General features: G+C 59.7%; 17 protein-coding genes. 13 read left to right on the top strand and 4 right to left on the bottom strand.

From position 1 onward, the window contains the following. The first annotated feature begins 388 nt into the window (after positions 1-388). From ftsB to rpoS, 8 genes are all read left to right on the top strand, one after another. Positions 389-709, top strand: coding sequence for a cell division protein FtsB (ftsB, locus tag GUC32_RS03755; protein ID WP_021505314.1), 321 nt, complete (start codon positions 389-391; stop codon positions 707-709). A 3-nt stretch (positions 710-712) separates the two neighbouring features. Next, positions 713-1420: a 2-C-methyl-D-erythritol 4-phosphate cytidylyltransferase gene (ispD, locus tag GUC32_RS03760; RefSeq protein ID WP_369435566.1), complete on the top strand. Its 708-nt coding sequence runs from the start codon at positions 713-715 to the stop codon at positions 1418-1420. A 10-nt stretch (positions 1421-1430) separates the two neighbouring features. Beyond that, on the top strand, positions 1431-1904 hold the full coding sequence (gene ispF, locus GUC32_RS03765) for a 2-C-methyl-D-erythritol 2,4-cyclodiphosphate synthase (protein ID WP_004932594.1): 474 nt from the start codon (positions 1431-1433) through the stop codon (positions 1902-1904). A 4-nt stretch (positions 1905-1908) separates the two neighbouring features. Continuing rightward, a complete protein-coding gene (truD, locus tag GUC32_RS03770; RefSeq protein ID WP_369435567.1) occupies positions 1909-2955 on the top strand; it encodes a tRNA pseudouridine(13) synthase TruD in 1047 nt (348 codons plus the stop codon). After that, positions 2936-3697, top strand: a complete 762-nt coding sequence (surE, locus tag GUC32_RS03775) for a 5'/3'-nucleotidase SurE (RefSeq protein ID WP_060434262.1) — start codon at positions 2936-2938, stop codon at positions 3695-3697. The genes truD and surE overlap by 20 nt, the downstream gene beginning before the upstream one ends. After that, entirely contained in the window at positions 3691-4317 is a 627-nt protein-coding gene (locus GUC32_RS03780) for a protein-L-isoaspartate(D-aspartate) O-methyltransferase (RefSeq protein ID WP_004932585.1), read from the top strand. Before surE ends, GUC32_RS03780 begins: the two co-directional genes overlap by 7 nt. 325 nt (positions 4318-4642) lie before the next feature. Next, positions 4643-5638, top strand: a complete 996-nt coding sequence (nlpD, locus tag GUC32_RS03785; protein WP_369435568.1) for a murein hydrolase activator NlpD — start codon at positions 4643-4645, stop codon at positions 5636-5638. Between the two features lie 54 nt (positions 5639-5692). Further along, a complete protein-coding gene (gene rpoS, locus GUC32_RS03790) occupies positions 5693-6691 on the top strand; it encodes an RNA polymerase sigma factor RpoS (RefSeq protein ID WP_004932578.1) in 999 nt (332 codons plus the stop codon). A 79-nt stretch (positions 6692-6770) separates the two neighbouring features. Here the strand turns inward: rpoS and mutS are convergent, their stop codons facing one another. The 4 genes from mutS to GUC32_RS03810 all read right to left on the bottom strand — a co-directional run bounded on the left by mutS (position 6771) and on the right by GUC32_RS03810 (position 12378). Next, positions 6771-9326 (bottom strand): DNA mismatch repair protein MutS, encoded by a 2556-nt coding sequence (mutS, locus tag GUC32_RS03795; protein WP_369435569.1) that lies wholly within the window; start codon positions 9324-9326, stop codon positions 6771-6773. Positions 9327-9634: 308 nt separating this feature from the next. After that, a complete protein-coding gene (locus GUC32_RS03800) occupies positions 9635-10627 on the bottom strand; it encodes a hypothetical protein (protein WP_227255626.1) in 993 nt (330 codons plus the stop codon). A gap of 29 nt (positions 10628-10656) precedes the next feature. Then, complete coding sequence (locus GUC32_RS03805; protein WP_369435570.1) at positions 10657-11628, bottom strand: aldo/keto reductase; 972 nt, start codon at positions 11626-11628, stop codon at positions 10657-10659. Between the two features lie 12 nt (positions 11629-11640). Continuing rightward, complete coding sequence (locus GUC32_RS03810; RefSeq protein WP_369435772.1) at positions 11641-12378, bottom strand: SDR family NAD(P)-dependent oxidoreductase; 738 nt, start codon at positions 12376-12378, stop codon at positions 11641-11643. Between the two features lie 169 nt (positions 12379-12547). Between GUC32_RS03810 and GUC32_RS03815 the strand changes: the two genes are divergently transcribed. The 5 genes from GUC32_RS03815 (at position 12548) to chbR (ending at position 17846) form a co-directional block, all read left to right on the top strand. After that, the gene (locus GUC32_RS03815; protein ID WP_043135815.1) at positions 12548-13441 is read left to right on the top strand and encodes a LysR family transcriptional regulator; all 894 of its coding nucleotides are present in this window, start codon (positions 12548-12550) and stop codon (positions 13439-13441) included. Positions 13442-13861: 420 nt separating this feature from the next. Then, positions 13862-14179: a PTS sugar transporter subunit IIB gene (locus GUC32_RS03820; RefSeq protein ID WP_004932561.1), complete on the top strand. Its 318-nt coding sequence runs from the start codon at positions 13862-13864 to the stop codon at positions 14177-14179. Between the two features lie 12 nt (positions 14180-14191). Beyond that, positions 14192-15553: a PTS N,N'-diacetylchitobiose transporter subunit IIC gene (gene chbC, locus GUC32_RS03825; RefSeq protein WP_016929034.1), complete on the top strand. Its 1362-nt coding sequence runs from the start codon at positions 14192-14194 to the stop codon at positions 15551-15553. Between the two features lie 43 nt (positions 15554-15596). Beyond that, the gene (locus GUC32_RS03830) at positions 15597-16982 is read left to right on the top strand and encodes a glycoside hydrolase family 1 protein (RefSeq protein ID WP_049207208.1); all 1386 of its coding nucleotides are present in this window, start codon (positions 15597-15599) and stop codon (positions 16980-16982) included. A gap of 15 nt (positions 16983-16997) precedes the next feature. Beyond that, the gene (gene chbR, locus GUC32_RS03835) at positions 16998-17846 is read left to right on the top strand and encodes a transcriptional regulator ChbR (protein WP_369435571.1); all 849 of its coding nucleotides are present in this window, start codon (positions 16998-17000) and stop codon (positions 17844-17846) included. Positions 17847-17978: the final 132 nt, after the last annotated feature.

Consider the following 17978-nt stretch of genomic DNA (forward strand, 5'->3'; position numbering starts at 1 on the left):
TGAATGGTTATATATTGGAGTTATTTATGCACTATGAATGCATAAAAATAAGCTTCAATGAATGAAAGTGCAACCACTGCATGAGGATTATTCTTTCTATGGTGTTAAATATTCACTTTTGACGTTGCTTTGGCGTAAGCGATGGGTCAGCAAGCGGCGATGCAGTGGTTCTTGCTGCATAATGGGGGGAGGGCAGTGTATGTCTCATCGGAAAATGCGTCGCGCATGCCGGGCAAAAGGGGCTTTTTTTACCGCTTTCGCGGCGGAATTAGGCGATAAAGTCGGGAATCCTTCATCCGTATTCTGAATTTGGCGTTGAAATGCCGCTCTCAGTGTGGAGTCCAACGAGAAGTTGTGGGATGATTGGTCGGTTTTTCAGGGGGCGGAGATGGGAAAACTTACGCTGCTATTGCTGGCATTGCTCGGTTGGTTACAGTATTCACTGTGGCTGGGCAAAAATGGTATTCACGATTACGTGCGAGTCAATGAAGACGTTGCGGTCCAACAGGGCAGTAACGCCAAGTTGAAAGCGCGTAACGATCAGCTGTTTGCCGAAATCGATGATTTGAACGGCGGTCAGGAAGCGATCGAAGAGCGAGCGCGTAATGAGCTGGGCATGATCAAGCCCGGTGAGACTTTCTATCGTCTGGTTCCTGACCAATCCAGACGCAACGCGGCGTCTTCCTCGCAAAATAACGCACAAAAATAACGCATGAATCACTCCGCAGGCACCTTTCCCTCGGTGATTGCCGTCCTGCCCGCTGCCGGTATCGGCAGCCGCATGCAGGCGGAATGCCCGAAGCAATATTTAACCATTGGCCGACACAGTATCGTCGAGCACGCTATCCATGCCCTATTGCGTCATCCGCGCATTGAACGGGTGATCGTGGCGATTAGCCCGGAAGATCGCCAGTTCGAACGGTTGCCCATCGCCCAGGATCCGCGGGTGACCGTCACTGAGGGCGGCAAACAGCGCGCCGATTCGGTGATGGCCGGACTTAAACTGGCGGGCGATGCGGACTGGGTACTGGTGCACGACGCTGCACGCCCCTGCCTGCACGCCGACGATCTCGAGCGCCTGCTGGCGATCACCGCACACAGCAAGGTCGGCGGCATTCTCGCCGCGCCGGTGCGTGACACCATGAAACGCGCCGAACCCGGCCGCGAAACCATCGCCCACACCGTCGAACGGCAGGATCTGTGGCACGCGCTGACGCCGCAGCTGTTTCCGCTGCCGCTGCTCAAGCAGTGCCTGCAGCGCGCGCTGGATGAAGGTGCGAACGTCACCGACGAAGCCTCGGCGCTGGAGCATTGCGGTTATCATCCGCAGCTGATCGCCGGCCGGGCGGACAACATTAAAGTAACGCGGCCGGAGGATTTGGCGCTGGCGGCGTTCTATTTGACTCAGTTAGACAATTAAGGAGCGCATCATGCGTATCGGTCACGGTTTTGACGTACATAAATTCGGCGGCGAAGGCCCGTTGGTGATCGGTGGCGTTCGCATCCCTTACGACAAAGGTTTGCTGGCCCACTCGGACGGTGACGTTGCGCTGCACGCCGCGACCGATGCTCTGCTGGGCGCGGCGGCGCTGGGCGATATCGGCAAACTGTTCCCCGATACCGATCCGGCGTTCAAAGGCGCCGACAGCCGCGAGCTGCTGCGCGAAGCCTGGAAACGCATTCGCGCCAAAGGATACCGCCTCGGTAACCTCGATATCACCATTATCGCTCAGGCGCCGAAAATGGCGCCGCACATCCCGCAGATGCGCGTCTTCCTGGCGGAAGATCTGCAGTGCCATATGGATGACGTCAACGTGAAGGCCACGACCACCGAGCAGCTCGGCTTCACCGGGCGCGGCGAGGGCATCGCCTGCGAAGCGGTCGCCTTGCTGATCAAGGAATAACCGCATGGATATGGCGAATCTGACCTGGCTGCATGGCCGGCCGCAGAGCACCGGGGTGTTGAAAGCCAATCCGGAAGATTTCGTGGTGGTGGAAGACCTGGGCTTTGCGCCGGACGGCGAAGGCGAGCATGTGCTGGTGAACATCCGTAAAAACGGCTGCAATACCCAGTTCGTGGCCGACTATCTGGCGCGCTTCGCCGGTATTCACGCTCGTTCGGTCAGCTATGCGGGGTTGAAAGACCGCCACGCGGTGACCGAACAGTGGTTCTGCCTGCACATGCCGGGCAAGGACACGCCGGATTTCTCCCAGTTTGCGCTGGAAGGCTGCGAGGTGCTTTCGTTCGCCCGCCACCTGCGTAAAATGCGCATCGGCAACCTGAAGGGCAACCACTTTACGCTGGTGCTGCGCCAGATTTCCGATCGTCAGGACGTAGAGCGCCGTCTGCAGGCCATCGCTGCGCAGGGCGTGCCGAACTACTTCGGCAGCCAGCGTTTCGGCCGTGGCGGCAACAATCTGGTGATGGCGCGCCGCTGGGCGAACGACGAAATCCGCGTCAAAGAGCGCAGCAAGCGCAGTTTCTACCTGTCCGCCAGCCGCAGCGCGCTGTTTAATCAGGTCGCGAGCAGGCGCCTGGCCGATGGCCTGCAGCGCACGGTACTGGAAGGGGACGCCCTGCAGCTGAGCGGCCGCGGCAGTTGGTTCGTCGCCAAGGCCGATGAGCTGGAGACGCTGCAACAGCGGTTGGATGCCGGTGAGCTGGTTATCACCGCGACGTTGCCGGGCGACGGCGAGCCGGGCACCGCCGGCAAAGCCTTGGCTTTTGAACAACAATGCTTGGCGGAACAACCGGAATTGCTTACGCTTTTAAAGCGCGAGCGTGTCGAACCCGCTCGTCGGGCCCTGCTGTTGCAGCCGCAAAATTTGCAGTGGAACTGGTGGGATGACGTTACCGTGGAACTGCGCTTCTGGCTGCCAGCAGGCAGCTTCGCCACCAGCGTAGTTCGCGAAATCATGCAGCAGGATAACAGTGATGCGGATATTGCTGAGTAACGATGACGGCGTTAGCGCCCCGGGCATTCAGGTGCTGGCGGCGGCGCTGCGGGAGTTCGCCGAGGTGCAGGTCGTGGCGCCGGATCGTAACCGCAGCGGTTCTTCCAACGCCCTGACGCTGGAGTCGCCGCTGCGCACGCAGACGCTGGCCAACGGCGATATCGCGGTGCTGCAGGGGACGCCGACCGACTGCGTTTATCTTGGCGTCAACGCATTGATGCGCCCGGCGCCGGATATCGTCGTCTCCGGCATTAACGCCGGACCGAATTTAGGTGATGACGTCATCTATTCCGGCACCGTCGCGGCGGCGATGGAGGGCCGGCACCTGGGGCTGCCCGCACTGGCGGTGTCTCTGAACGGTCACCAACACTACGCAACCGCAGCGGCCATTACCTGCCGCATCCTGCGTGCGCTGCAGCGTGAACCGTTACGCACCGGAAAAATCCTGAATATCAATGTGCCGGATTTGCCACTGGCGGAGGTCAAAGGCCTGCGCGTCACTCGCTGTGGTAGCCGCCATCCTGCCGATAAGGTCTTCTGCCAGCAGGATCCGCGTGGACAAAATCTCTACTGGATCGGGCCGCCTGGTGATAAATTTGATGTCGGGCCGGATACCGACTTTGCGGCGGTGGAACAAGGCTATGTGGCGATCACGCCGCTACAGGTGGATTTGACCGCCTACGCGGCGCAGGAAGTCGTGACAACATGGTTAACCAAGGCAGAGGTTAGCGGGGAATGGTGAACAAGCGTATGCAAACATTGCTGACGCAGCTGCGTCAGCAAGGGATCCGGGACGAAAAGCTGCTGAGAGCGATCGAGGCGGTGCCGCGCGAGCGTTTTGTCGACGAAGCGCTGGATCACAAAGCCTACGAAAACACTGCATTACCGATCGGTTCCGGCCAGACCATTTCTCAGCCCTATATGGTGGCGCGGATGACCGAGCTGCTGAATCTGAAGCCCACTTCACGGGTGCTGGAGATCGGCACCGGTTCCGGTTATCAAACCGCCATCCTGGCGCATCTGGTGCAACACGTTTGTTCTGTCGAGCGCATCAAGGGGCTGCAGTGGCAGGCCAAGCGCCGCCTGAAGCAGCTCGATCTTCATAATGTTTCCACTCGCCACGGCGACGGCTGGCAGGGCTGGGCGTCGCGCGGCCCATTCGATGCGATCATCGTCACTGCCGCGCCGCCGGAGATCCCGCAGGCGCTGGTGGAGCAGCTGGACGACGGCGGCATTTTGGTGTTGCCGGTGGGCGAGCAGGCCCAAACCCTCAAACGCATTCAGCGTCATGGCAACGATTTCGTGGTCGATGCGGTAGAAGCGGTGCGCTTTGTGCCGCTGGTGAAAGGCGAATTGGCCTAGCGATTGTCTGATTTTTCGACCGTCTGCAAAATCTGTTGCACTTTCATCACGTGCGGATAAGGTTTTCTCGTTCCAATCAGGCTAATTTTCACTAGAATTGGCCTTTCTACGTAGTTGTCTTATGGTGCGGCGACGCCAATGTGGTTAGCATTGGCGCGCGTTTTGATGCTCCGGCGGGAGATGACCTGGCGTTCAGGGATCGGCCGGCGGCGCCTTTACATCGCAGAAACTGGGAAGTGGCAAAAGCTCGGCTACGATGTAAAGGGTATTTTGGATATATCACTGATATTGCTGTCATGGGGGAAGCATGAGCACGGGAAGCCCAATGATTACGTTACGCCGGGTAGCGGTGTGTACGATGGTAAGTTTGTGGTTGGCGGGTTGTACGAATACGGCCTCAACGTCGGCCCCTATCAGCAGCGTGGGCGGCGGCGCCGTTCCATCCGGCAATAATAATGGCGGAGCGCAGCAGGCCAGCCCAGAGGGCCGCATTGTCTATAATCGCAGTTATAACGCCATCCCTAAAGGGAGCTACAGCGGCGGCGAAACTTATACGGTCAAGCGCGGCGACACGCTGTTTTACATCGCCTGGATCACCGGCAACGATTTCCGCGACCTGGCGCAGCGCAACAATATTCCCGAGCCATACAGCCTGAATGTTGGCCAAACCATTCAGCTTGGTAATGGTTCTGCCAACGGCGGCGGCGGCATGTTGACGACGACAGACGCGACCAAAGGCGGCGTTCCGAAGCCACCTTCCAGCGCCCAGATCCAGACGGCAACGGTTGATTCTCAATCAACTAACGCGTATTCTGAAAACTCGGGTAAACAGAATGTAGGTAAGATGTTACCTGCAGCAGGTGCCGCAGCGGTTGGGACCGCGACTGCGCCTGTTACCGCGCCGGAAGCCGCTCCTCCCGTGAGCAGCACCGTCAGCAACAGCGCTCCGGTCAGTACCTGGAGATGGCCGACTGACGGTAAGGTTATTGATAACTTTTCCTCATCAGAAGGTGGGAATAAAGGTGTCGATATCGCCGGTTCTCGTGGGCAGCCTATCTTTGCTACCGCCGATGGTCGCGTAGTGTATGCAGGCAACGCTTTACGGGGTTACGGTAATCTAATCATCATCAAACATAATGATGATTACCTGAGCGCCTACGCTCATAACGACACAATGCTGGTCCGGGAACAACAAGAAGTGAAGGCGGGTCAAAAAATAGCCACCATGGGTAGCACCGGTACCAGTTCAGTACGTTTGCATTTTGAAATTCGTTACAAGGGGAAATCCGTAAACCCGCTGCGTTATCTTCCGCAGCGATAGATTGGGCAGAATACGCTGAGATTCTGCTCGCGGTATCACGGGTAGGAGCAGCATATGAGCCAAAATACGCTGAAAGTTAACGAGTTACATGATGATGCGGATTTCGACGAGAATGGAGCTGAGGCCGAGTCGTTTGATGAAAAAGCGCTGGTAGAAGAAGAGACCAGCGAGAACGATTTAGCGGAAGAAGAGCTGTTGTCTCAAGGCGTTACGCAACGCGTATTGGATGCGACGCAGCTCTATCTGGGTGAGATCGGTTATTCACCTCTGCTGACCGCAGAGGAAGAAGTCTATTTTGCGCGGCGTGCTCTGCGCGGTGACGTGCCGTCCCGCCGTCGCATGATTGAAAGCAACCTGCGGCTGGTGGTGAAAATCGCCCGTCGCTACAGCAACCGCGGTCTGGCGCTGCTGGATCTGATCGAAGAAGGTAACCTCGGTTTGATTCGCGCAGTGGAAAAATTCGACCCGGAGCGCGGTTTCCGCTTCTCCACTTATGCAACCTGGTGGATCCGTCAGACGATTGAACGGGCGATCATGAACCAAACCCGTACTATTCGTTTGCCTATCCATATCGTCAAAGAACTGAATGTCTATCTGCGCACCGCGCGTGAGCTTTCCCATAAACTGGATCATGAACCGAGCGCTGAAGAGATTGCCGAGCAACTCGACAAGCCGGTGGATGATGTCAGCCGCATGCTGCGCCTGAATGAGCGCATCACCTCGGTGGATACGCCGCTGGGCGGGGATTCGGAGAAAGCGCTGCTGGACATTCTGGCCGACGAGAAGGACAACGGGCCTGAAGACACCACGCAAGACGATGATATGAAACAAAGCATCGTCAAATGGTTGTTCGAACTGAACGCCAAACAGCGTGAAGTGTTGGCGCGTCGTTTCGGCCTGCTGGGCTATGAAGCGGCGACGCTGGAAGACGTAGGCCGGGAGATTGGCCTGACGCGCGAGCGCGTCCGTCAGATTCAGGTTGAAGGTCTGCGCCGTCTGCGTGAGATTCTGCAGATGCAGGGCCTGAGCATTGAGGCGCTGTTCCGCGAATAACGCCGGTTGTTGAACCGCATCAAATAAAAACGGTGAGCATTATGCTCACCGTTTTTTTATGCCTGCGTCTGGCGCCTGATTACACCATATTTTTCAGCCGGTAGATCCATTCCAGCGCCTGGCGCGGCGACAGGGAATCCGGATCCAGCGCTTCCAGGGCTTCAACCGCCGGCGAGGCCTCTTCCTGCAGCAGCGTCATCTGGGTGGCATCGACGCTGCCCGAAGCGGTGTGGCTGGAGATAGACTCCAGCTCGCGCAGCTTCTGGCGGGCGCGCTTGATGACGTCGCGCGGCACGCCAGCAAGCGCGGCGACCGCCAGGCCATAGCTTTTGCTGGCAGCCCCGTCCTGTACGCTGTGCATAAAAGCGATGGTGTCGCCATGTTCGAGCGCGTCCAGATGCACGTTGACCACGCCCTCCATTTTCTCCGGTAGGGTCGTCAGTTCGAAGTAGTGGGTGGCGAACAGTGTCATCGCCTTGATGCGGTTAGCCAGGTTCTCGGCGCAGGCCCAGGCCAGCGACAGGCCGTCGTAGGTGGAGGTACCGCGGCCGATTTCATCCATCAACACCAGGCTGTGCTCGGTGGCGTTGTGCAGGATGTTGGCGGTTTCGGTCATCTCCACCATGAAGGTGGAGCGGCCGGAAGCCAGATCGTCCGCCGCGCCGACGCGGGTGAAGATGCGATCCACCGGGCCGATGGTGGCCTTGGTGGCCGGCACGTAACTGCCGATGTGCGCCATCAGCACGATCAGCGCCGTTTGTCGCATATAGGTGCTTTTACCGCCCATGTTTGGGCCGGTAATGATCAGCATGCGGCGCTGCGGCGACAGGGTGAGCGGGTTGGAGATAAACGGTTCGCTCAGCACCTGCTCCACCACCGGGTGGCGGCCTTCGGTAATGCGGATCCCCGGCTGCTCACTCATGGTCGGGCAAGCGTAGTTCAGGGTATCGGCGCGCTCGGCCAGGTTGGCCAGCACGTCCAGCTCGGCCAGTGCGGTGGCGCTCTGCTGCAGCTCCGCCAGGTGCGGCAGCAGCAGATCGAACAGTTCGTCGTACAGGCTTTTCTCGATCGCCAGTGCCTTGCCCTTGGAGGTGAGCACTTTGTCTTCGTACTCTTTCAATTCCGGGATGATGTAGCGCTCGGCGTTTTTCAGCGTCTGGCGGCGTACATAATGAATCGGCACCAGGTGGCTTTGGCCGCGGCTCACCTGAATATAGTAGCCGTGTACGCCGTTAAAACCGACCTTGAGCGTATCCAGCCCCAGCTTTTCACGCTCGCGGATCTCCAGCCGGTCGAGGTAGTCGCTGGCGCCGTCGGCCAGCGCGCGCCACTCGTCCAGCTCGCTGTTGTAACCGGGGGCGATCACGCCGCCGTCGCGCACCAATACCGGCGGCGATTCAATCACCGCGCGTTCCAGCAGCTCGCGCAGCTCGTCGAACTGGCCCACCTGCGACAGCAACTGCTGCACGTGCGGGGTGTCCACGTCTTGCAGCAGCGCGCGGATGTCCGGCAGTTGCTGGAAAGCATGACGCATGCGCGCCAGATCGCGCGGACGCGCGGTACGCAGCGCCAGGCGCGCCAAAATTCGCTCCTGATCACCCACCTGGCGCAGCGAAGGCTGCAGATCGGCGAACAGCTCCTGCAATGCGCCGATCGCCTGTTGGCGGGCGGTCAGCACCTTGATGTCTCGGGTCGGCATGTGCAGCCAGCGTTTCAGCATGCGGCTGCCCATCGGCGTGACTGTGCGATCGAGGATCGCCGCCAGCGTGTTGTCGCTGCCGCCGGACAGACTCTGCGTCAGCTCCAGGTTGCGGCGGGTGGCGGCGTCCATGATGATGCCGTCCTGCTGACGCTCCATGGTGATGCCGCGAATATGCGGCAGCGAAGTACGCTGAGTATCTTTGACGTACTGCAGCAGACAGCCGGCGGCGCGCAGCGCCTGGTGCGCCTGCTCGACGCCGAAGCCGGTCAGATCGCGGGTACCGAACTGCAGGTTGAGCTGTTGGCGTGCGGTCTCCAGTTCGAATTCCCACAGCGGGCGGCGGCGCAGGCCGTGGCGTTGTTCGATCAGCGCCATTTGTTCGAAGGTTTCCGGGTAGAGCAGCTCGGCTGGATTGGTGCGCTGCAGCTCGGCAGCCATGGTTTCCAAATCCTGCGGCTCGGCGACGCGGAAGCGGCCGGAGCTGACGTCCAGCGTGGCATAACCGAAGCCACGCGCATCCTGCCAGATCGCCGCCAGCAGGTTGTCCTGGCGTTCTTGCAGCAGCGCTTCGTCGGTGATGGTGCCGGGGGTGACGATACGCACCACTTTGCGCTCGACCGGCCCTTTGCTGGTGGCCGGATCGCCGATCTGCTCACAGATGGCGACGGACTCGCCAAGCTGCACCAGCTTGGCCAGGTAGTTCTCTACCGCGTGGTGCGGCACGCCGGCCATCGGGATCGGTTCACCCGCCGAGGCGCCGCGTTTGGTCAGCGAGATATCCAGCAGTTGGGAAGCGCGCTTGGCGTCGTCGTAAAACAGCTCGTAGAAGTCGCCCATGCGGTAGAACAGCAGGATTTCAGGATGCTGGGCCTTGAGGCGCAGGTACTGCTGCATCATCGGCGTGTGCGAATCGAGTTTATCGGTGCTATTCATGCGATTATTTTTCCAATCCATTGAATGTAAAGGGAACTGTGATTTTCATTGTCGTCATTCGCTATCACATTGTTTCAGCAGACGCCGCCCCTTTTAGCGCTTGCCGGGCGGCGCAAATCAAATCATCAAAACGCCAAACGGCGCGCTCAAACCCAAGGTTTGCACAGACGCTTATACTAGCCCAGCGGGCAATCGGCTGTCACAGGTAAAAATGGGAAGCGCTGCGCAAGGCCGGTTTGTAACGCAGCGAGATTGTCGTTCGCCTGCGGGCAACAACGCAAGTCGCCGCCCGCAGTGGGGGGGCGACTTTATTGCGCGGCGGTGAGAGGCAGGGGCAGTTGATAGAGGCGGAAACTGTCGGGCACTTCGGTTTCATGGCCGGGCAGCAGACGGTGGCGGATGCGCGACTCGCTGACGAAGGCGCAGCCTTGCGGGGTGATAGTCAGGTTGACCGGCGACTCCATGCCTTCGCGCAAGACCTCAAGCTGGTGCATCCCTGCCGCCTTGGGTGACGGGATCCGCAGGATCCGCCCTTGGCCGCTCTGGATCCCGTTTTCCAGCACGATCAGCGCGCCGTCCGGTGCCAATCCCATCCCGTCCGGGTTTTCAATCAGGCGCGGCAGCTGCATTTCCGTCAACTGCGGCTTTGGATCGTTATAGCTGAGGGTGTAGAGCTTACCGGTGCCGAAATTGGCGACTGCCATCAGCCGGTCGTCGAGCAGCACGATCCCGGCGGCCCCCAACCCGCTGGGAGCCGCCAATTGCGGATCCCGATACAGCGTACTGAATGCCGCTTCGCCCGGCCGCAGGCGCAGGATGCCGCCGCCGCGGGTTTCCGTTACGTACACCGTGCCGTCTGCGCCGAGCACGATATCGTTGCCCATTTCTCCCGCCGGCAGCGCCAGGCTGCGGTTGAGGGTGCCATCCGCGACGTTCAGCGCATAGATGCGGTTGGCGCGCGCTTTGCCGCCGGAGAGAAAGTCCGGCGAATTGCCCCACAGCAGCCCGCGCCGTTCGTCCAGCCGCAGCGCATTTGAGGCGAACACCGTGTCCGCACCGGGGAAAAAGGTTTCCCACGCTTTACCCGGCCGTTTGCGCAGCACGTTGCCGCTGGTGATCAGCCCGACATACAGCGTACCGTCCGCTGCGCGGGCGATGCCGTTGGGGTAAAGCGCGCCGGGCGGCAGCGTTATGCTGCTTTCTGTGCAGTCTGCGCTGACGGCGGCCTGCGCCGGTGGGCTAAGAGTGAGTGCGGTAGCGAGGGTGAACAACGCCGCTCGCGCGGTAACAGCGTATGACATGTTTCTCTCCGGGAATGGGGGAAAAGGGGCTACCAGCGCTCGGGGCGGGCAGCCTGTGCCATTGGCGCCTCCAGTGCGGCGACGTCTTCCGGCGATAGCCTGAGGGTGAGCGCTGCCAGCGCATCCTGCAGATGGTGCGGCTTGGACATGCCCACCAGCGGTGACGTCACGCCGGGTTTGGCCAACAGCCAGGCCAGCGCGATCTGCGCCGGTGGAACGCCGCGCGCGGCCGCCACCTCCGCTACCGCATCGACGGTGCGCTCTACCTCGTTTCTGCCGTTATACCAACGGGGGACCTGTTCGTCGGTGGCGGCGCGCAGCGTGCCGCCACTGCCGGAACCGGCCAGTACGCCGCGGGCCAGCGGCGACCAGGGCGTCAGGCCAAGGCCCTCCTCCAGACACAGCGGGATCAGCTCCTCTTCGTCTTCACGCGTCACCAGGTTGTATTGGCTTTGCAGCGAAATAAACGGCGCCAGGCGGTGTTGACGTTGAAAGGCCAGCATTTTCATCAGGCGCCAGGCGTGCAGCGAAGAGGCGCCGAGATAGCGGATTTTGCCCGCCCGCACCAGGCCGTCGAGGGTGTCGGCAGTTTCTTCGATCGGCGTTTCGGTGTCGAAGCGGTGCAGCACGAACAGATCGAGATAATCCGTCCCCAACCGCTGCAAGGAGGCGTCGACGCTGTGCAGCAGGTGCTTGCGCGACAGTCCGCGGCTGTTCGGCTGCGCGTCCATCGGAAAGTAGGCTTTGGTGGCGATCACCACGTCTTCACGGCGGGCGAACGCCTTCAGCGCGCGGCCGAGAATGCGCTCGCTTTCTCCGCCGGAGTAAATGTTGGCGGTATCGAAAAAATTGATGCCTGCTTCCAGCGCCTCGCGGATAAAGGGGCGCGCTTCATCTTCTTTCAGCACCCAGGGCCGCCAGGCCGGATCGCCGTAGGTCATGCAGCCCAGGCAGAGGCGGGACACCTGCAGACCACTGTCGCCAAGCCGTACGTAGTTCATGGCGTCGTCTCCTCAGCGCATGCCGGCGATGGTGTAACCGCCGTCCACCAGCAGGCTTTGGCCGGTGATGAAGCGGGCTTCGTCCGTCGCCAGCCACAGCGCCACATCGCCGATGTCTTCCGATTCGCCCAGGCGGCCGGCGGGCGTGTGGGCGATAAAGGGCGCGAACGCCGCGCTGTCGGCCACGCTGCCGCGCGCCATCGGCGTGTCGATGATGCCGGGGTTGATGTTGTTGACGCGGATGCCCTGGCCGCTGTATTCGAGCGCCACCGCGCGGATCATCGCATCGAGCGCGCCTTTGCTGGCGGAATAGCTGGATGAGCCGGCCAGCGCGCCGTGGGTCAGCCAGGAGGACGTGTTGATGATCACGCCGCCTGAATGCTGTGCCAGGAAGGTTTCAATCTCGTATTTCATCGCCAGCCAGACGCCACGAAGGTTAATGGCGATCACGCGGTCAAAATCCTCGCTGCTCTGTTCGGTGATGGGGGCGAAGTTGCCGATGATGCCGGCGTTGTTGAAGGCGACGTCGAGCCGGCCGTAGTGGGCGCTCACCGTGGCGAGCAGCCTGCGGATATCGTCTTCCTGGGAGACGTCGGCCACGATGGGCAGGGCGTCGCCGCCGGCCAGCGCGATGTCGCGCGCCGTGGCTTCGATTTCCGCCGCGCGACGGCCGACCAGCGCGACGTTGGCACCTTCGCGGGCATAGGCCAGCGCCGCAGCGCGGCCGATACCGGTACCGCCGCCGCTCACCAGTACGACTTTGTCCGCCAAACGGCGCGGTGTTTCATGAGTTGGAGCTGTAGCATTAATCATCGCTTCGATACCTGGTAATGGGTTCGATCGCAATGCTATGTTGTTAGATGACGGATAACTATCCGCTAAAAATTCATCTCACTATTAGATAATTTATATTAATAGCATGAAGAAACCCGAATTGTCCGGCCTGGCGGCCTTCGTGGCTATCGCCAGTGAACGCAGCTTCCGCCGTGCCGCCGCCCGATTGGGCGTGACGCCGCCGACGCTGACCCACACCCTGCGCGAATTGGAAGCGCAGGTGGGCATTCGCCTGCTGAATCGCACCACCCGCAACGTCTCGCCGACGGAGGCCGGTGAGCATCTGCTGGCACAGTTGGTGCCCGCTTTTACCGACATCGACGCCGCGCTGGAGAGCCTGAATGCGTTTCGCGAAGGGCCACGCGGCCTGGTGCGTATCAACGCGCCGCGTTCGGCGATCGATCTCGCCATCGTGCCGCATCTGGGGCGGTTGGCCAGCGAGTACCCCGGCATTACGCTGGAAGTGGTGGCGGACGAGGGGTTCGCCAACATCGTCGAGCAAGGCTTTGACGCCGGCATCCGGCTCGGCGAGGATCTGCACAACGATATGCGCGCGGTGCGCCTGACGCCGGATCTGCGTTTTGCCATCGTCGCCACGCCGGACTATTTTCAGCGGCACGGCGAGCCGACGCATCCGCGGGATTTACTGCAGCACCGTTGCATCGGTTGGCGCAAAGCCTCTTCAGGCGAGCGCTACAAATGGGCTTTTCAGCAGGGGGAGCAGCGATTTTCTGTGGCGGTTAACAGCCCGTTGATACTCGATGACGGCAGGATGATGGTGCAGGCGGCGCTGGCGAACGTCGGCATCGCTTTTGCCATCGAGCAGGAGGTGGAAGAATACCTGGCGAGCGGGCGGTTGCGGCGGGTGCTGGCCGACTGGTGCGCGCCGTTTCCCGGTTTTTACCTCTATTACCCCAACCGCAGGAACCATTCCGTGGCGCTGGCCACGGTGATCGAGTTGCTGCGTCTGCCCATGTAATCCTCTTCGCCTGCTGCCGTCGCGTTCGGATGGCAGCAGCCGAATCAAGCTTGAACTATTTTTATTCCCTCGCCGTTTGTTCAGGCGCAAATAACCTCTTAAATTCTCAGCGAGTTCATAACTTGCTGTTTATAATTGTTATTTGATTATTTATTAAGAATATTCTGAGTTTTTGGCGGTTATTTGAGAGCCCGGTCACACTATTTTTTTGTGCAAAATGTGAAGAGGGTCAATCCATCAGGTCAATGAGAGACGGTTCTGTCTCCTCTTGGCTTACCGATCCGTTTTTCATGCTCCGTATACTGTCTGTAACCAGGGCAACGTGACGGAAATTTTCATAAGGAATGTGCGTGAAGCAATCGTGATTGCATCTGGCATACAAATAACACCGGGTTTTTTTGATTATCTGAGGTGCTTGGTATGGAAAAGAAAAAAATCTATCTGTTTTGTTCTGCCGGTATGTCCACTTCCCTGTTGGTATCAAAAATGAAGGCGCAGGCCGAAAAATATGAAGTGCCGGTGATCATCGCCGCCTATCCGGAAGCGCTGGCCGCGGAGAAAGGCGTTGAAGCGGATCTGATCCTGCTGGGGCCGCAGATCGCCTACACCCTGCCGGAAGTGCAGAAACAGCTGCCCAATAAACCTGTTGAAGTCATCGATCCGCTGTTGTACGGCAAGGTCGATGGGCTGGGCGTACTGAAGGCCGCGGTGGCCGCCATCAAGAAAGCCAATCAATAACAGGAGGCCGCCGTGAATACCCTCATTGCCTCGCTCGAGAAGGTTATCCTGCCTTTCGCCGTAAAAATCGGTAAGCAGCCCCACGTCAACGCCATCAAAAACGGCTTTATCCGCCTGATGCCGCTGACCTTGACCGGGGCGATGTTCGTGTTGATCAATAACGTGTTCCTGAGCTTTGGCGAGGGATCGTTCTTCTATTCGCTGGGCGTGCGATTGGACGCGTCCACCATCGAGACGCTCAATAGCCTGAAGAGTATTGGCGGCAGCGTTTACAACGGTACGTTGGGGATCATGTCCCTGATGACGCCGTTCTTTATCAGCATGGCGCTGGCCGAAGAGCGCAAGGTCGATCCACTGGCCTCGGCGCTGCTGGCGGTGGCGGCCTTCATGACCGTCACGCCGTTCAACGTCGGCGAGGCCTATGCGGTGGGCGCCAATTGGCTGGGCGGCGCCAACATCATTTCCGGTATGGTGATCGGGCTGGCGGTGGCTGAGATGTTTGCTTTCATCGTACGGCGCAACTGGGTGATCAGCTTGCCGGACAGCGTGCCGGCTTCGGTGTCGCGCTCTTTCTCGGCGCTGATCCCCGGCTTTATCATCCTCTCCATCATGGGGCTGGTGGCGTTCGCGCTGGCGCACTGGGGCACCAACTTCCACCAGATCATCATGGACGGCATTTCGGCGCCGCTGGCCAAGATGGGCAGCGTGGTGGGCTGGGTGTACGTGCTGTTCTCCTCGCTGCTGTGGTTCTTCGGGGTGCACGGCTCCATGGCGCTGGCGGCGCTGGACAGCGGCATCATGACGCCGTTCGCGCTGGAAAACGTGGAGCTGTACAACAAATACGGTTCGGTCGAAGCGGCGGTGGCCGCCGGCAAAGAGTTCCATATGTGGGCGAAACCGTTCGTCGACTCCTACATCTACCTTGGCGGCACCGGCTCGACGCTGGGCCTGATCATCGCCATCTTCATCGCCTCGCGCCGCGAAGATTACCGCCAGGTCGCCAAGCTGGCGACGCCGTCCGGCATCTTCCAGATCAACGAACCGATTCTGTTCGGCCTGCCGGTGATCATGAACCCGGTGATGTTCATTCCGTTCATCCTGGTGCAGCCGGTACTGACCATTATCACCTCGCTGGCTTATTACTCCGGGCTGATCCCGCCGATCACCAACATTGCGCCCTGGACCATGCCGGTCGGCCTGGGGGCATTCTTCAACACCAACGGCAGCATCATGGCCATGTTGCTGAGCCTGTTCAACCTGGCGGTCGCCACCGTGATTTATCTGCCGTTCGTGGCGATCTCCAACAAGGCGCAGAGCCAGATCGACGCGGCGACGGAAAGCGAAGAAGACATCGCCAAGGCGCTGAAATTCTAACTGTGGAACGGGGCGGCGCGGCCGCCCCGCGAGGGACACGAGTATGGAATATCAATTTGCCGACGGGTTCTGGTGGGGCAGCGCCACCTCCGCGCCGCAGTCTGAAGGTGCGGCAGCGCGGGACGGCAAGAGCCGCAATATCTTCGATTATTGGTACGAGATCGCGCCCGAGCGCTTTCACGATCGGGTGGGGCCGGCCGAGGCCTCGACCTTTTACGACCATTTCCGTACCGATATCGGGCTGCTCAAAACGCTGGGCCACAATACCTTCAGAACCTCGATTTCGTGGTCGCGGCTGATCCCGGACGGCGACGGCGAGGTGAACCCGCAGGCGGTGGCCTTCTATAACGCGATGATCGACGAGCTGCTGGCGCAGGGCATCACCCCGTTTATCAATCTCTTTCACTTCGATATGCCGCTGTGCATGCAGCAGCGCGGCGGCTGGGAAAACCGGGCAGTGGTCGAAGCCTATGCGCGTTATGCCGACATCTGCTTCGGTCTGTTTGGCGATCGGATCACCCACTGGTTCACCTTCAACGAGCCGATCGTGCCGGTGGAGGCCGGTTACCTGAATGACCTGCATTACCCTTGCGTGGTGGATTTCAAACGGGCGATCACCGTGGCGTATCACAGCGTACTGGCGCACGCCATGGCGGTGCAGCGTTTCAGAGCGCGCGGGCTGCCGGGGAGCATCGGCATTATTCTGAATCTGAGCCCGACCTATCCGCGCTCCGACGCGCCGGAGGATCGGCAGGCCGCATACGACGCCGATCTGCTGCTCAACCGCAGTTTCCTCGATCCGGTCGCCAAAGGGCGTTATCCGGCGGCGTTGCTGCACTTGCTGGAGCGCCATGGGCTGATGCCCTACTGCGAGCCGCAGGATGCGCAACTGATCGAAGGCGGCGTGGTGGATATCCTCGGCGTCAATTACTACCAGCCGCGCAGGGTACAGGCGAAAGAGGGGCGTCGTGCCGAGGGGCCGATCGCATCGCCGGAGGATTTGTTCAGTTACTATGCAATGCCGGGCCGCAAAATCAATCCGCACCGCGGCTGGGAGATCTACGAGAAGGGGCTGTACGACATCCTGATGGATCTGAAAGAGAACTACGGCAATCTGCCTTGTTATATTTCCGAAAACGGCATGGGCGTCGAGGGCGAAGAGGCGTTTATCGGCGCCGATGGGCGGGTGGAGGACGATTACCGCATCGACTTTATTCGCGAGCATCTGAAGTGGCTGCACCGCGCGCTGGCGGAAGGCTCGCAGTGCAAGGGCTATCATCTGTGGACCTTTATCGACTGCTGGTCCTGGCTGAATGCCTACAAGAATCGTTATGGGCTGGTGCGCTTGGATCGGGCAGATCAGCGCCGCACCATCAAGAAAAGCGGCTACTGGTTTGCCGAGGCGGCCAGACGCAACGGGTTTGACTAACGGGAGGCCGGTGCCGTGTCCGATAACCGAATTTCGCTGAGTGCCAACGACGTGAAGCTGATTCGCGAGCAGGATTTCTTTAACTGCAAAGATTTTCACCTGTTTATCTACAACAAGGTGGAAAGCGCCACCGGGCTGCATCAGCACGATTATTACGAGTTCACCATCGTGCTGAGCGGCAAATGTTATCAGGAGATCAACGGCAAGCGGGTGCTGCTGGAACGCGGGGATTTCGTCTTTATCCCTATCGGCTCCTACCACCAGAGCTTTTACGAGTTCGGCGCGACGAAAATCTTCAACGTGGCGGTCAGCAAAGCGTTCTTTGAAGAGCACTATTTGCAGCAGCTGCCGCGTTGCTTTGTCGCCTCGCAAGCCTACAGCCTGAGAAGCGAGTTCTTGGCCTACATCGAGTCGGTGGTGAGTTCGCCACAGTTTCGCGAGGATGACTTCGCCGAATTTCTCGAAACGCTGACCTTCTATGTGATCAGCCGTATTCGTCACTATAAAGAAGACAATGACGGCGGCGATGATATCCCGCAGTGGCTGAAGAACACCCTCGCCGGCATGCATGACAAGGCGATGTTCGGCGAAAGGGGGTTGGCGAACATGGTGGCGCTGTCGGGGAAAACCCAGGAATATCTGACCCGGGCGATGCGGCGCTACTACCAGAAGACGCCGATGCAGGTGATCAACGAGATCCGCATCAACTTCGCCAAGACGCAGCTGGAGGTCACCAACTATTCGGTTTCCGATATCGCCTTTGATTCTGGCTATGGCGACGTCAGTCTGTTCATTAAAAACTTCAAGCGGCTCACCGACGTGACCCCAGGCAACTACCGAAAAAAGTGTTACGGCCCTCTTTAGGGCCGCTCCCGATCAGTATTAACGCCGATATGCCGATGAGCTTTAGGCCGCCGGCCGGTTAATCATTCGATTTTTACCTTCGAGAAGGGGAATGCCGCGCCGGTCGGTCGGCCTTTCCTTGCCGAAAATTCA

The sequence above is a fragment of the Serratia sp. NGAS9 genome, from assembly GCF_009905295.1.
GTDB lineage: Bacteria > Pseudomonadota > Gammaproteobacteria > Enterobacterales > Enterobacteriaceae > Serratia > Serratia bockelmannii.